The organism is uncultured Porphyromonas sp. (genome assembly GCF_938046015.1).
Classification (GTDB): Bacteria; Bacteroidota; Bacteroidia; order Bacteroidales; family Porphyromonadaceae; genus Porphyromonas.
On record NZ_CALIXW010000003.1, the window covers coordinates 1 to 13,126 of the forward strand.

The 13,126-nt window shown below is 57.5% G+C and carries 13 protein-coding genes; 2 read left to right on the plus strand and 11 right to left on the minus strand.

Annotated elements, in window-relative coordinates:
• Positions 1–142 precede the first annotated feature (142 nt).
• Positions 143–628: a histidinol phosphate phosphatase gene (locus Q0248_RS00125; RefSeq protein ID WP_299318354.1), complete on the plus strand. Its 486-nt coding sequence runs from the start codon at positions 143–145 to the stop codon at positions 626–628.
• A 93-nt stretch (positions 629–721) separates the two neighbouring features.
• On the opposite strand, the gene Q0248_RS00130 is transcribed toward Q0248_RS00125, so the two are convergent.
• From Q0248_RS00130 to dapA, 8 genes are all read right to left on the minus strand, one after another.
• Positions 722–1,402 (minus strand): hypothetical protein, encoded by a 681-nt coding sequence (locus Q0248_RS00130; RefSeq protein WP_299318356.1) that lies wholly within the window; start codon positions 1,400–1,402, stop codon positions 722–724.
• Positions 1,403–2,181: 779 nt separating this feature from the next.
• Complete coding sequence (locus Q0248_RS00135; RefSeq protein WP_299318358.1) at positions 2,182–2,724, minus strand: isochorismatase family protein; 543 nt, start codon at positions 2,722–2,724, stop codon at positions 2,182–2,184.
• Between the two features lie 136 nt (positions 2,725–2,860).
• Positions 2,861–4,054: a saccharopine dehydrogenase family protein gene (locus Q0248_RS00140; protein WP_299318360.1), complete on the minus strand. Its 1,194-nt coding sequence runs from the start codon at positions 4,052–4,054 to the stop codon at positions 2,861–2,863.
• A gap of 129 nt (positions 4,055–4,183) precedes the next feature.
• On the minus strand, positions 4,184–4,810 hold the full coding sequence (locus tag Q0248_RS00145; protein WP_299318363.1) for a fumarylacetoacetate hydrolase family protein: 627 nt from the start codon (positions 4,808–4,810) through the stop codon (positions 4,184–4,186).
• Positions 4,807–5,481, minus strand: coding sequence for a redox-sensing transcriptional repressor Rex (locus Q0248_RS00150; RefSeq protein ID WP_299318365.1), 675 nt, complete (start codon positions 5,479–5,481; stop codon positions 4,807–4,809). The genes Q0248_RS00145 and Q0248_RS00150 overlap by 4 nt, the downstream gene beginning before the upstream one ends.
• Positions 5,471–7,006 (minus strand): lipopolysaccharide biosynthesis protein, encoded by a 1,536-nt coding sequence (locus Q0248_RS00155; protein ID WP_299318368.1) that lies wholly within the window; start codon positions 7,004–7,006, stop codon positions 5,471–5,473. The genes Q0248_RS00150 and Q0248_RS00155 overlap by 11 nt, the downstream gene beginning before the upstream one ends.
• Positions 7,007–7,058: 52 nt before the next feature.
• On the minus strand, positions 7,059–7,688 hold the full coding sequence (locus Q0248_RS00160) for a YigZ family protein (RefSeq protein WP_299318369.1): 630 nt from the start codon (positions 7,686–7,688) through the stop codon (positions 7,059–7,061).
• Between the two features lie 13 nt (positions 7,689–7,701).
• The gene (gene dapA / locus Q0248_RS00165) at positions 7,702–8,619 is read right to left on the minus strand and encodes a 4-hydroxy-tetrahydrodipicolinate synthase (RefSeq protein WP_299318372.1); all 918 of its coding nucleotides are present in this window, start codon (positions 8,617–8,619) and stop codon (positions 7,702–7,704) included.
• A 167-nt stretch (positions 8,620–8,786) separates the two neighbouring features.
• On the opposite strand from dapA, the gene Q0248_RS00170 reads away from it, so the two are divergent.
• Positions 8,787–9,443 carry an outer membrane beta-barrel protein gene (locus Q0248_RS00170; protein ID WP_299318374.1) on the plus strand — a complete coding sequence of 219 codons (657 nt, stop codon included), beginning with the start codon at positions 8,787–8,789 and terminating at the stop codon, positions 9,441–9,443.
• A 106-nt stretch (positions 9,444–9,549) separates the two neighbouring features.
• Here the strand turns inward: Q0248_RS00170 and Q0248_RS00175 are convergent, their stop codons facing one another.
• The 3 genes from Q0248_RS00175 to Q0248_RS00185 form a co-directional block, all read right to left on the minus strand.
• Entirely contained in the window at positions 9,550–11,139 is a 1,590-nt protein-coding gene (locus tag Q0248_RS00175; protein ID WP_299318375.1) for a PAS domain-containing protein, read from the minus strand.
• A gap of 11 nt (positions 11,140–11,150) precedes the next feature.
• Positions 11,151–11,435, minus strand: coding sequence for a cupin domain-containing protein (locus Q0248_RS00180; protein WP_299318378.1), 285 nt, complete (start codon positions 11,433–11,435; stop codon positions 11,151–11,153).
• A 254-nt stretch (positions 11,436–11,689) separates the two neighbouring features.
• Entirely contained in the window at positions 11,690–12,778 is a 1,089-nt protein-coding gene (locus tag Q0248_RS00185; RefSeq protein WP_299318379.1) for a mannose-1-phosphate guanylyltransferase, read from the minus strand.
• Positions 12,779–13,126: the final 348 nt, after the last annotated feature.

Consider the following 13,126-nt stretch of genomic DNA (forward strand, 5'->3'; position numbering starts at 1 on the left):
AGTGGCTAAACTTTTGCGCAAAAGATTAGCCACTTTTTCTGGGAAGATTAGTAACTTTGTCCTCGAAGCATCTAATACCTCATCGCAAAGCCCCTCCTCCTTCCTTGAGGTTCACCTGAGGGAACTAAATCTAAATCATGTCATGGCCAACAAACCATTGCAATTCGTAGTCGTCGAGCGCAAGCTCAATGTCGGCAAAAACGCAGGAAAGCTCGTCCAGATCGCCAAGCCTACGGGCCGCCATCGCATCGACTTCCGCAACTTCTGCGAGCGTGTCGCCAAGTCCACGACCTTCAACCGCCAGGAGGTCGAGGCCGTCCTGAACTACGCCACCGAGATCGCCAAGGACATCGTCGCCAATGGCGATATCGTCGAATTCGGAGATCTCGGCACGCTGATGCCTTCATTCAAGAGCAAAGCCGTCGAGCAGGGCACCAAGTTCAACGCCAACGTCCACATCGAGAAGCCCGTCGTGCTGCTCCAGCCCTCCAAGAAGTACTTCACGCTCACGGGTGTCAGCTACGAGCAGACCGAGGCAAAGCCCGCCAAAGCGGCCAAGCCTGCCAAGCCCAAAGCAAGCGAGTCCGCTCCTAAGCCCAAGGACGAGTCCCACAACAGCGGACTATAAGGGCTTCGTCCTGCACTAAAAGCCCTCGCCCCGAGCAGCCGTCCGTGGCCGCTCGGGGCGAAGTCTTTTAAGTAGGTGGAGGTTTTTATAGCCCTAAATATTGTACTTGGGTTCGATGATTGGGAGCACCTCGGCCTTTAGCTTCTCGTAGTAGGGAAGCCACTCGTTATTTGTCCCATCGTAAAAGCGCTCGTCGCACCAAGCGATCTTCTTCTCAAAGTTTGGGTCATTGCACAGTTTCGAGATGATTAGCCCTCGAAACCTTGCATCCAAAGTCCCTGAGAGTATTCCCTTGTCAGGGTATTGCCAAGTTAACCCAGCTTCGACCAATTCATCCATGCGCTTGAGGACATTCGGCAGGTAGGAGTAGTGCTGTACGAAGTCCGCACCTTCGCCATTGATATAGCCGAGGTACCAGTTACAGTAATCCTCTATCTGTTCCTCGGTATCCATATCTGCCGTTTGATACTCATCAACGAACGTGCTGTGACTTATTGTTGGGGTTAGTATTGTCCCTCTATGTGTCTGCCAAGGGAAAGGATAGTTCTCATCTGCAACCCTCTGTAGTATCAGTTCTACCTCGTCATGGGTAACCATAGCTTCTCTTGAGTTTATCCACCCCAAGTTGAGGAAGACAATCGCCCATGCGGTAGTTACGCCATCTTGGGGTAGATAGTATCGTATTCCATCGGCTATCCGAGCTTTGTATCCTCTCGGCTTCAGGACCGCATCGATACGCTCTAAGGTGAGCCTTTGTCTCTCTGCTCTTTCCATCTTATTTGATTCTGCTGATTGTTATGTGCGCTGTCTATCCTTTAGGCAGCGACCAAATCGAAGTTTCTGTTTCCTGCTGATGCGAAGATAGGGAAAGTTCCTTAAAAGGTATTGTCTTACAGGCTATGTGACGATACTTAATGGCTTCGTCTATGATGCCTATTGGGCGGAAAAGATAGAGCGTGCCTTTGGGCTACTAGATCAGCTCCAGCCTAAGGAGCTGAGTCTAGCTTCTACGCTATCAGTATACTCATTCTGCTGCTCCATCTGCCGCCGCTCTTATTCGTGAGGAGCAGATACCTTTGTGCCTTCGGATGGGGAGCCGTGCGCTATCCCTTCTATCGCTTCTTCCCTGCCATTTGTCTTGTTCCTGCTCTCTTTTTATTGATGCTTGGTGTCAGACTAGGCCAATATAGGGCGCTCTTTAAGGAAGCGTAGGCCGGGAGTCCTTGGAGGGCATAGGCTAAGCGACTTGATGGCCCAGCTGCTTAGTTTGCTCCAAGGAGTGGGAGCGGTCTTTGCCCCTAGACCTTGCCTTGGACCCCTCATCAGAGCTCGAGGAAGCCGCTACGGAATGGGGGCGTGCTGAGGGATATCCGTCAGCGAGCCGAGGGTCGGCAGTCAGCGCCGCGAGGGATATCAGTCAGCACGCTGAGGGGTATCAGTAAGAAAGCCCAGCCAGCTGTCGGACGATCGTCTGACAGCTGGCTGGGCTTCTTGCTTGGGCTACAAAGAGGGGAGCTTGAGACTCCTTGACCTCTTTGCGAGGGCCTGTGGGCTTATTTCTGCTTCAAGGCTGCGGAGGGGATGAGGGGCTCGGGAGTGCCTATCCACGCGATGCCTTCGTCCAAGGTGTGGATCTCTGTCATCGAGAGCTGACGACGGATGTCCTGGATCGAGCACTTGACGCAGTAGTCGCCTGCCAAGCCCGCGACATCAATGCGGCTGGCCGCGATCAGCAGCTCGGGGATGGTGTCGGCAAAGGCACTATAGGAGTCGCGATGCTGCGACATTGCCTTGGGGATGTAGAGCAGCGGGATACGGTGGCTGCACTTGATGCGCCCGAGGAGTTCGGCCAGAGGTGGGTAGATCGCCGCGCCGTAGGTGTAGCGGACGCAGTGCGGGGGCCAAGGGCCGCCCATACGATCGAAGCTGCAATGGTCGGCAGGATGCTGGTCCATAGTCACGACGATAGCGTCGTAGTCCTGCTCGTGCTGCTCGACCCAGTGGGTCAGGAAGTCCATAGCTTCCGTAGCGCCAGGGACAGCGAGGCTGCCGCTGATGAAGTCGATCTGCGGATCGATGATGAGGAGTACGTTCATGTGTCTTTGAGGCTGTAGTTAGGATTGAGTCTCCCCAGAGGGAGTAGGATATAGGAGGAGGGGGATAAGCATACAGGCGGTAGTCCCCTCGGCGAGGAAACGACCGCCTGTATGCTTGGCTAATTGTCTGTATACATCAGAGCTCGAGGTCGAGGTCAAATTGCTCGTGCCAAGGCAAGCCCTGCGTCATGAGCTGCTCCATGAAGGGATCTGGATCGAATTCCTCGACGTTGTAGACCCCAGGCTTGCGCCACAGTCCCTTGAAGAACATCAGTGCGCCGATGGTCGCTGGTACGCCCGTCGTGTAGCTGACACCCTGAGCACCCGTCTCCTGATAGGCGGCCTGATGGCTGCAGTTGTTCCACACGTAGTAGGTCTTCTCCTTGCCATCCTTGATCCCGCGGATGCGGCAGCCGATGGAGGTCTCGCCCGTGTAGTTCTCGCCGAGCTCACCGGGGTTGGGGAGGATGGCCTTGAGGAACTGGATGGGGACGATCTCTACGCCGTTGTAGAGGACGGGGTCGATGCGGGTGATCCCGATATTCTGCATGACACGCAGGTGCGTCAAATACTCCTGCCCGAAGGTCATCCAGAAGCGTGCACGCTTGATGGTGGGGTAGTTCTTGACGAGCGACTCGAGCTCCTCATGGTAGAGGAGGTAGGACTCACGTACGCCGATGTTGGGGTAGGTCAGCGGCTTGTGGATCTCCTGAGGCTCGGTCTCGCGCCACTGGCCATCCTCGTAGTACTTACCCTTCTGCGTGATCTCACGGATGTTGATCTCGGGGTTGAAGTTGGTGGCGAAGGCCTTGTGGTGGTCGCCGCCGTTGCAGTCTACGATATCGAGGTAATGGATTTCGTCGAAGTAGTGCTTGGCTGCATAGGCCGTGAAGACCCCCGTCACCCCTGGGTCGAAGCCACAGCCGAGAATGGCCGTCAGGCCTGCTTCCTCGAAGCGCTGCTTGTAGGCCCACTGCCAGCTGTATTCGAACTTAGCCTCGTCCAGCGGCTCATAGTTGGCCGTGTCGAGGTAATTGACGCCAGCCTCTAGGCAAGCGTCCATGATATGGAGGTCCTGGTAGGGCAGGGCTACGTTGATGACGAGCTCAGGCTTGAAGGACTTCATCAGCGCCACCAGCTCGGGGACGTTGTCGGCGTCCACAGCTGCGGTCTGTATCTTGACGTTTTTGATCTCGGAGGCGATCTTGTCGCACTTGCTCTTGGTGCGACTAGCGAGCATGATCTCGGTGAAGACGTCACTGTTCTGCGCCACCTTCTTGGCTACTACCGTGCCGACACCGCCGGCACCGATAATGAGCACTCTTCCCATAGGCTAGGTCTTAAAAGTCTATATGATTACTGAATGTTGCACTCTGATGTAGCTCGAGAGCGGTCTCCCCTTACCCATAACTTAGGGCTAAGGCGCTCTAGACTACGGCGCAAAGATACGAAAAGTGCACTACTTGATCGCGAGCTCCAGCACGCGCTCCTCCCCTAGGTAGCCCTCGAGGCGATCCCCGATGGCTACGGGGCCTGTGCCCGCAGGGGTGCCGGTGTAGATGAGGTCGCCCATGCGCAGCGTCTGGTAGCGGCTGATGTAGGCGATCAGCTGGTCGATGCTGTGGATCATATAGCTGGAGTCGGAGCGCTGTACCTCGAGGCCGTTATGCCTTAGGGCAAAGGGAATAGGGCGCTCGGGATAGCCGAAGGTCTCCTTGTCGATCCAGCGCCCGACGACCGCAGAGCCGTCGAAGACCTTCGCGCTAAGCCAAGGCTTCCCCTCCGCGATGGCTGCTCGCTGCAGATCGCGTGCGGTGAAGTCTATCCCTAAGGTGATGTGCTGGTAGTAGCGGTGGGCGAAGCGCTCGGCGATGCACTTGCCCACGCGGCAGATCTGTACCACGAGCTCAGCCTCGTAGTCGATCCTAGAGCCCATGTCGGGCAGGAAGAAGGGCATACCCTGCTTGAGCAGCGCATCGCCCTTGTGGAAGAAGAGAGGCTCGGGCTGATGAGGAAGATCTATCCCTAGGTCTGGCGCCTCGGCCTTGTGCTCCCGATAGTTGAAGCCTACGCCTAGGATCTTCATGCCTCGCCTTGTCCCTGGCGCTCGCCAGCAGCCTTCATCCGGGTGAACATGAGGGCGAGGTGTGCGTACATGGAGGTGTTCTGTACGACGACGTCAGCTGGTGCCTGGATGCGGAAGGGGGTGAAGTTCCAGATCGCCTTGATGCCCGCCCGTACAAGGCGGTCGGTCATGAGCTGCGCCTGCAGGATGGGTACGGTGAGGATGGCGATCTTGATCTCCTCGGCCTGGATACGCAAGGCTAGCTCGTCAATGTGATGGACGGGGACGCCTGCGACCTCTGTGCCGATGAGCTCCTGGGCAACGTCGAAGCCTGCCCGTACCTCGAGCCCGAACTGATTCAGGCCCTTGTCCGCGAGCAGCCCAGAGCCGAGGCTCCCGACGCCGATGAGGAAGGCACGGTGACGCTGGGTGAAGCCTAGGAATTCCTCGAGGTACTCGATAAGGGCCGTCGTCTCATAGCCGACGCGGGTGCGTCCCTGGAGCTTGACATAGGAGAGATCCTTGGCGACAAGTGCGGCATCGACGCCGACACCAGAGGCAATGCGGGGGGAGGATACATAGCGATGCCCCTCGGTCTGGAGGAGCTTGACGAAGGATAGGTACCAGGGCAGGCGCCTTAGGGTGGGCTCGGGGATGGATCCTACCTTGTCTTTGCTTTCTTTAGTCTTCATTGGGCGTGCTTGTGGAGGCCTTGCTAGGACGCTTGAGGATATGATGGTATGCGTAGTCCCAGATGTAGAGTAGATCCTCGCGAGAGAAGAGCCACAGCAGCGAGACGTAGCTTGCGGCCATAGTTACTCCGCCTAGAGCTAGGCGCCAGAAGGGTGCCCAGCCTGCCATGAGGAAGGTGTCGAGGAGCCAGACTAGGGCTCCAGAGACGAGCCCCAGGAGGAAGAGTGGGAAGAGCTCGCCGAGCTGCTCGCGCAGCGGGAAGTGAAGGAGCTGCCCCGAGTAGCGTGTATTGATGAAGAGGTTGAAGACCTGCGCTACGGCCAGTGCCCACGCGAGCCCATAGATCCCCCCAGCCCATAGGCCGATGATCATAGCGATGAACTCGAGTACCTTGCGTGCGATGTCCATATTGAGGTAGAGGTCGCTGCGGCCCTTGAGCTGGACGATGTTCGCATTATAGGAGTTTATGGGGTACAGCAGACCATTGACGCAGAGGACCTGGAAGAGGGGGGCAGCCTCCATCCACTTCTCCCCGAAGAGGAAAAGGTATAGGGGCTTGGATAGGATGATCAGGGCAAGGATGACTGGCGTGGACAGCTGGAAGAGTAGGCGCTGGGCACGGCGATAGCCAGCCTTTAGGCGCTCAATGTCGTCCTGTACACGCATGAAGACAGGGCTCGTGGTCTGAGTGATAGGATCCGAGAGGATGGAGACGGGGACGAGCTCGAAGGTCTTTGCTTGGTTGAAGAGTCCTAGATCTCTCTGGCTAAAGAAGCGCGCAATCAGGATCGTCGAGAGCTTCTCATAGATGACCCCTAAAATTTTTGTTGCTGCGATGCGCGAGCCGAAGGCGAAGTGCTTCTTGAAGTGTGGTACGCTGAAGATCAGCTTGGGACGCCACGATGAGATATACCAGTTGACGATCATGAATGTAGAAGCCCTAGCTAATTCTTGGGCAACTAGGGCCCAAGGCCCATATCCTAGATAGGCCATGGTGCAGCCTATAATCCCGCCGATGAGTGCTGAGCTGGTACTCGACCAAGTTTGCGCACGGAAGTTCATATCTCGCCATATTAGTATCCCCTGAATTACTCCAAGGGAACCTAGAAATAGGCTGAGCGACTGGACGCGCATCAGTGGAACAAGGTTTGGAGCATGGAAAAAATCGGCGATCCAGGGGGCTGCGACGAAGATGATGAGGTAGCAGACGCCACTCATCGTGAGGTTGAAATAGAAGATGCTGTTGATATCGCGCTCGTCGATTTCAGGTGATCGCATAAGCGAGGCTCCGAAGCCCCCATCCGATAGGACGCGTGCTATGTCGGTCAGGATAGCCACGGCTGCCAAGGCTCCGAAGTCCTCTGGCGTCAGGAAGCGAGCTAGGAGCAGCATGACCGTGAAGCTAATGATACGCCCCAAGCCCTGCTGTAGTACTGCCCAGCCAAAGCCTGTCACAGATTTACGCTTTAAGGCCTCGGTGTCGTAGAGGATCTCCTTAAGTTCTTCTTCTTTGTTGCTTGCCATGTAAGCCTAGTATGGGATGCGGGAGCACGAAGCAGGGCCGATCGCTGTGAGGTTAGTCTTTGCTTGATTGCTTGATAGTGAGGCCGTAGATAGCTCCGAGCCGCTGCTCTAGCTCTGGAATCTTGGCCTTGCGCAGCTGGAGGTGGAGGATGCAGCTCTCGCGGAAATCTTGAGCCTTTACCTCGGCCTCGAGCTCCTTGACGTGACGCATCACGAGACCCATGAGCTCATAGCCAAAGTAGAGCTCAACCTCCTCGGTGAGGATGCATTCCTTTCGCTCGGCGGGCTCGAGGGCGGCCAGTCCAGCCTCGCGATAGGCCTCGATCAGTCCGCTGGTCCCCAGCTTGACTCCACCAAAGTAGCGAACCACCAGTACGATGACCTCCGTCAGCCCTAGGGAGGTGATGATCCCTAGGATGGGCCTCCCAGCCGTCCCTGAGGGCTCTCCATCATCGTTGGCGCGGGTTGTGCTGCCATCCGGGCCTAGCCGATAGGCCCAGCAGACATGGCGGGCATCGTAGTAGAGGCTACGGACTGCGGCAACGTGCCCCAGCGCTTCCTCCTCGGTCGTGACGGGGTAGGCAAAGGAGAGGAACTTACTCCGCTTCTCGGAGTAGTTGCCCTCTGATTCGCCCGCTATCGTCCAGTAGCTATCCTTTATCTCGATTAGCTCTTCGCTCACGGTTTACCTCGTGCTAGCCTTTCCGCCCTTGTTCGTAGTGGATCAAGCTCTGGGCTGCTTGGCCTAGCTTGGCCTTGAGCTCCTCGCTGACGGGAACTAGAGGAAGGCGCAGTTGCTCACTTGCGATGAGCCCCATTTCTAGGAGAAGAGCCTTGATGCCTGCGGGGTTCCCCTCCTGGAAGAGTAGGGTGTTGATCTGCTGCATCTCGGTCTGTATCATGTCCGCCTCGGGATACTTCTGCTCCATCGCCAGATGGATGAGCTCCGAGGTGAGCTGGGGGAAGGCGTTACCGACTACAGAGATGACTCCTTGGGCACCCTGCTGCATGAAGGCGACGCTGAGGGCGTCATCCCCTGAGAGGACTACGAAGTCCTCGGGAAGCTCAGCTGAGGTAATCTGTCCTGCCTGCTGAGGGAAGCCCGAGGCCTCCTTGACCCCGATGATATTGTCAAAGTCACGAGCTAGGCGTACGACTGTGTCAGAGGCCATATTGACCCCTACGCGCCCGGGTACATTATATAGGACTATGGGGAGACGGCTGCAGCGAGCCAGGTGGGCGAAGTGCTGATAGATGCCCTCCTGGGAAGGCTTGTTGTAGTATGGGACTACGGAGAGTATTCCTTGAATACCCTCGGTGTCGAGGTCTGCAATGCGTTGCCCGATCTCTCGGGTGTTGTTCCCCCCAAGGCCGATCATGATGGGGCAGCGTCCAGCCACCTCCTCTATTACGAAGCGGGTGACCTGATCACGCTCCTCGCGTGTCAAGCAGGGAGATTCGCCCGTCGTCCCGTGGACGACGATAAAATCCGTCGCTTGATTCTTCAGTAGGTGGTTGAGTAGAGTGCGTAGGCTCTGATAGTCTACCTCTCCTCGCCCGTCGAAGGGGGTGACGAGGGCTACTCCTAGCCCACGGAATGCATGCTTGCTCATACGCTGTCGTCTGACTGGAGAGCCCTGCCCTCCTGCTTGTGATGGAGCAAATATAATGATTTTTGACTAGTATTCGTAAGACTTCGTTTTGGAGTCGGCAGGCTATCTGTTTGATAGCAAGGGGACTTTTAGCTACCTTTGCACCAGGTAAGTGTAATCGTAACAATATGCAAATGGTAAGTGTTAAGAAACTAGGGCTCCTAGCCCTTGGCCTCCTCATCGGGGCTTCCAGCATGTCCGCCCAGGTCCTGGGCCCCTTGAGCTACCGTGCTGAGGTCGGTACTACGTTCTCTAAGATCTCTGCTCTTGGCCTTGGGATGAACGGGGACAAGGGGAAGCAGTTTGTCAGCTTCCGCGTCGGGGGTAGCGTCGTGATGCCCTTCGAGGGTACTGCCTTGAGCTTCAACCCTGGGCTCTATCTCTTGGGGCGTGGTGAGAAGCAGGGCTCGCTGCTGGCTACTCAGAAGGATCCCTACGAAGTCAGTAGCTATGCGCTGCAGCTTCCTCTCGAAGTCTCGCTGATGCTGGCTGAGTTCGACGAGAAGCAGCACCTCTATATCAACGCTGCTCCCTACGTAGCCTATGGCCTGAGCGCTAAGCTCTCTGGTCATGGCGAGAGCGTCAACCTCTACAAGCAGAAGATCTTCCGCCGCATGGACGTCGGTGCTGGGGTGAGTCTCCTCTACAAGTATCGCAAGGCCTTCCTGCGTGTGGGCTTCGACACGAGCCTTATGGGTCAGGTCAAGGGCGCACACGAGGCACTGGTCAATGTCGGTACCTCGCGCTTCTTCACGACTAATATCTCTGTAGGCTATCAGTTCTAATCTACGCTAGTAAAGTACGCTGCGCGCAGCGTCTCGATAAGGCATCGCCCCCTGTGACCCGATGGTCGCAGGGGGCGATGGTCGTTTAGGGAGAGGCAAGGTGAGCCTAGCCCTGATGCTGGGTGATACGCTGGAGGATGGCTGCACGCAGCTCCTCGAGCGGCATGCCGCTGCGCTCACTCATCATCGCTAGAGTTGCCTTGGGGATCATGATGCGTGCCAGGGGAGAGGAGAGCATCTTGAAGGCTGGGTTGATCTCTGGGAGAGCTTGCTTGAGCCAGGGATAGGCCTCGAGCAGGGCTTTGAGGCGTGTCTCGGGGCCTAGCTCTAGGGGCTCGGAGGCCGAAGGCGTGGGCTCGGGGCTGCCTTCTTCTGGCTCTTGGACTACCTCGGGCGCAGCTGCGGAAGTTGTCTCAGCCTGGCCCTTGCTTGCCTCCTTATTGCTCTTGTCCCAAGTTAGCAGCGTGCGCGAGCCCTCGAGGCTACGGATACGTGTGCAGTCCTGCATCATCTCCAGGACGCCACGGAAGCGTCCCTCGGCATCGCGCACAGCGACGTAGTAGATGTAGATGAAGAACCCAGGCTTATTGATCCAGAAGTCTACCGAGTCCTGCTCCCCGCTGCGGAACTTCTCGATGATCTCCTCGACCAGGTGCACGCTGGTGCGGGGGTGGCAGTTCTTGACGTCGCGGCCGATGACATTTTTGCTGCGGGGGAAGACGCGGTGCTCCGTATCGGTGTAGAAGCGTACGATCTCCTGCTCATCGACGTAGGAGAAGTCCACGGGCATGTGCTTGTAGACGAGGTTGACCTGCTCGAGGGTCATCTGTCCCGTAGCTAGCTCGAGTAGCTGATCGGGGCTGGAGCCGCCGCCGAAGCCATACTTGCCGAGGAGCTGAGCCAGTTCGCCTGCGAAGCCTGCAGCCTCCGCCCCTTGCGTAGGAGCGCTGGTCTTGGGCTGCTCACTGGCTCCCACTGTGATCCAGGCGAAGCCGATCTCTCGGTCGCCAGCCTTCATCTCCTCGAACTCCCGAGGGCTGATCATTGCCAGCGAAGTGGGGTAGAGGACGGTCTCCTCCTTCTGCATCAGGTCGAGTACGTCGGCCACTATGGTCTTCTGCTGTGCGATGAAGGCCTCATCCTGGTCCTCCTCCAGCAGGCGGCGCGCATCACGGATCTCATCGCGGACAAAGTCGTCGAGGAGCCACATGGTCGTCGTCGGGCGGTCGAAGCCCTTGCGCTCTAGGATCGAGTAGAGCTGGTTCTGCTTGCGTGAGAGGTGCGTGCGCCACTTCTGCAGCTCGTCGTAGAGCCCTAGCCACTCGTTCTTGATGACGGGATAGGGGGCGAGGCGCTCGACTTCCTTGAGCCACTTGCGCATCTCGTCATTCTCGCGGTAGTAGCACATGATGGGGTGCTCGGGGTCGAGCTCGGGGCGCCCCGTGTCGAGCAGCCCGTCGAAGAGTAGCATCATCTGCTGGATGTCCTCCTTGCGGCATTCATCCTCCTCGAAGGTCTTCAGCTCCTGCTCCGCCAGCGCTAGCTCATAGGGGCGGATCTTTTTGACCTGCTGGCGTAGCTCGGCCTGTGCCTCCGAGAGGCTCAGCTGCCCCGCTAGATAGCGAGCCTTGATGTCGAGGACGCGCTTGAGCTTCTCCATATCCACCTCAGGGAGGTGCTTCCTCATATCTTCCATGCTCGCTGCTCTTAGGGGCGCTTGACTAGGGATACGAAGAACTCGCTATCTACGAGCGCTTCGATGGAGATGGTCGCCTCGCCAGGGAAGCTGAGTACGGTCCCTGGGCTGAGGTGGTGCTCCTCTACGCCGTCTAGTATAGTCTTGACCTCACCGCGGACGATGGTGAAATATATCTCGTGGTCGAGGTGGTCGTGTGCGGGGATCACTTTCCCCTGGGGGAGGTTGACGTGTACGAGTTTGAAGTGTTCTTCCTTGATGACTTGACCAAAGTCCTTGATCTCTGTTGCTATCATGATCTTGTAGCTATATATAGTGTGTAGCTCCACTTGGGAGAGGCCGCAGTAGGCTTGTTCTAGCCTAGATCGCTGCGGCTAGGGTGAGGGCAGGAGCTGAATGAACCCTCTGTAGGCAAAACAAGGCACGGGGTACTTCGGTTGCGCCTTGCTCTTAGCGATGATGATCGAAGCCCCCAGCCCCGGAGGCTCTACTCGTCGGAGTATAGCTGCTGGGGCTGGGGGCTTCGCTGTAGGATCTGCGGTGTAGGAGCTTAGTCGAACTTCTTCTCAAAGCGGAGGGAGATCTCGCTCATAAACTCTCGGATACGCTGCTCCTGGTCGCGCTTGCAGATGAGCAGAGCGCCCTGGCTCTCGGAGATGATGCAGTCGTCGATCCCTTGGACGACCACGAGCCGTTCGCTCTGGGTGCCGTCCATAGAGACGATATTGCCACTGGCCTCGTAGAAGAGCGCCTCGGTGTGTAGGGCTACATTCGCCTGCTCATCCTTTTCCTTGAGGCTGTAGAGCGAGCCCCAGGTGCCGAGGTCGGCCCAGCCGAAGTCCACGGGCAGCACCATCACATTGCTCGCCTTCTCGAGGACGGCGTAGTCGATGGAGATATTGGGGCACTCGGGGAAGACCTTGCTGATGGTCTCCTGCTCTCTAGGTGTGGCGAAGCAGTCCTTGGCCTCCTCGAAGAGGGTGGTGAGGCTGGGGAGGTACTGCCCGAAGGCCTCGAGGATGCTGGGGATACTCCAGGCGAACATCCCGCTATTCCATAGGAACTCCCCGCTCTCGAAGAAAACCTGGGCCATCTCGCTGTTGGGCTTCTCGGTGAAGGTCTTCACCTTGTAGAACTCTTGGTCGGGCTCCCCGATGGTCTGTATATAGCCGTAGCCTGTCTCTGGACGTGAGGGGCGGATCCCGAGGGTTGCCAGCTGGGGGTGGGCGGCTACGTAGGCCAGTGACTTGCGGATAGCCTCGACGAAGAGGTCCTCATGGAGGATAAGGTGGTCTGCGGCAGTGACGATGACGTTCGCCTTAGGGTTCTTGGCCTGGATGTGGTAGCTAGCCCAAGCGATGCAGGGGGCGGTGTTGCGCCGCATCGGCTCCAGTAGGATCTGACTTTCCTGCAGCTCGGGGAGCTGCTCGAGGACGAGCGCCTTGTAGCGCGTGTTAGTCACGACGACGAAGTTCTCTCGAGGGATGACCCGCGCAAAGCGGTCATAGGTCATCTGTAGGAGCGTGCGTCCTGTGCCGAAGATGTCTAGGAATTGCTTAGGCTTCGCCTCGCGACTGAAGGGCCAGAAGCGGCTACCTACGCCGCCGCCCATAATGACGCAATAGTTGTCTGTATGCATCCTGGTGCTGTGAGTGTGGATCTTGCGATCGATGAGTTCCGTGACGAATCACTTCACAAATGTATACAATAAAGCCGAGACTACAAGGCTTTGGAGCGCTAGCTCTAGTCGGGACGCTCCATTTGCCTCAAGTGCTGGGGGAGTAGCCCTTTGGGGAGCCCTTCGGTCAGGGCAAAGCGCTAGCCCGCGGCGAGCTGTCGGAGGCGCCTCGAAGTGCAGGCTGTGAGCTCGGTGGGCGAGGGGGCCTGGGTAAAGCTCAGGACAAGGCGCAGAGCAGTGACAGCCTTGCCCCAGCTCCCTGAGGGATGTCCCTCAGCCTCGTGATGGATATCCCTGACGCTCGCCACG

Bases quoted from the DNA above. Each gene is read 5' to 3' on its own strand.
- Q0248_RS00185 (WP_299318379.1), bottom strand. From the start codon at position 12,778: ATGCATACAGACAACTATTGCGTCATTATGGGCGGCGGCGTAGGTAGC.
- Q0248_RS00155 (WP_299318368.1), bottom strand. From the start codon at position 7,006: ATGGCAAGCAACAAAGAAGAAGAACTTAAGGAGATCCTCTACGACACC.
- Q0248_RS00125 (WP_299318354.1), top strand. From the start codon at position 143: ATGGCCAACAAACCATTGCAATTCGTAGTCGTCGAGCGCAAGCTCAAT.
- Q0248_RS00135 (WP_299318358.1), bottom strand. From the start codon at position 2,724: ATGAACGTACTCCTCATCATCGATCCGCAGATCGACTTCATCAGCGGC.
- Q0248_RS00180 (WP_299318378.1), bottom strand. From the start codon at position 11,435: ATGATAGCAACAGAGATCAAGGACTTTGGTCAAGTCATCAAGGAAGAA.
- Q0248_RS00130 (WP_299318356.1), bottom strand. From the start codon at position 1,402: ATGGAAAGAGCAGAGAGACAAAGGCTCACCTTAGAGCGTATCGATGCG.
- dapA (WP_299318372.1), bottom strand. From the start codon at position 8,619: ATGAGCAAGCATGCATTCCGTGGGCTAGGAGTAGCCCTCGTCACCCCC.
- Q0248_RS00150 (WP_299318365.1), bottom strand. From the start codon at position 5,481: ATGAAGACTAAAGAAAGCAAAGACAAGGTAGGATCCATCCCCGAGCCC.
- Q0248_RS00175 (WP_299318375.1), bottom strand. From the start codon at position 11,139: ATGGAAGATATGAGGAAGCACCTCCCTGAGGTGGATATGGAGAAGCTC.
- Q0248_RS00140 (WP_299318360.1), bottom strand. From the start codon at position 4,054: ATGGGAAGAGTGCTCATTATCGGTGCCGGCGGTGTCGGCACGGTAGTA.
- Q0248_RS00145 (WP_299318363.1), bottom strand. From the start codon at position 4,810: ATGAAGATCCTAGGCGTAGGCTTCAACTATCGGGAGCACAAGGCCGAG.
- Q0248_RS00170 (WP_299318374.1), top strand. From the start codon at position 8,787: ATGCAAATGGTAAGTGTTAAGAAACTAGGGCTCCTAGCCCTTGGCCTC.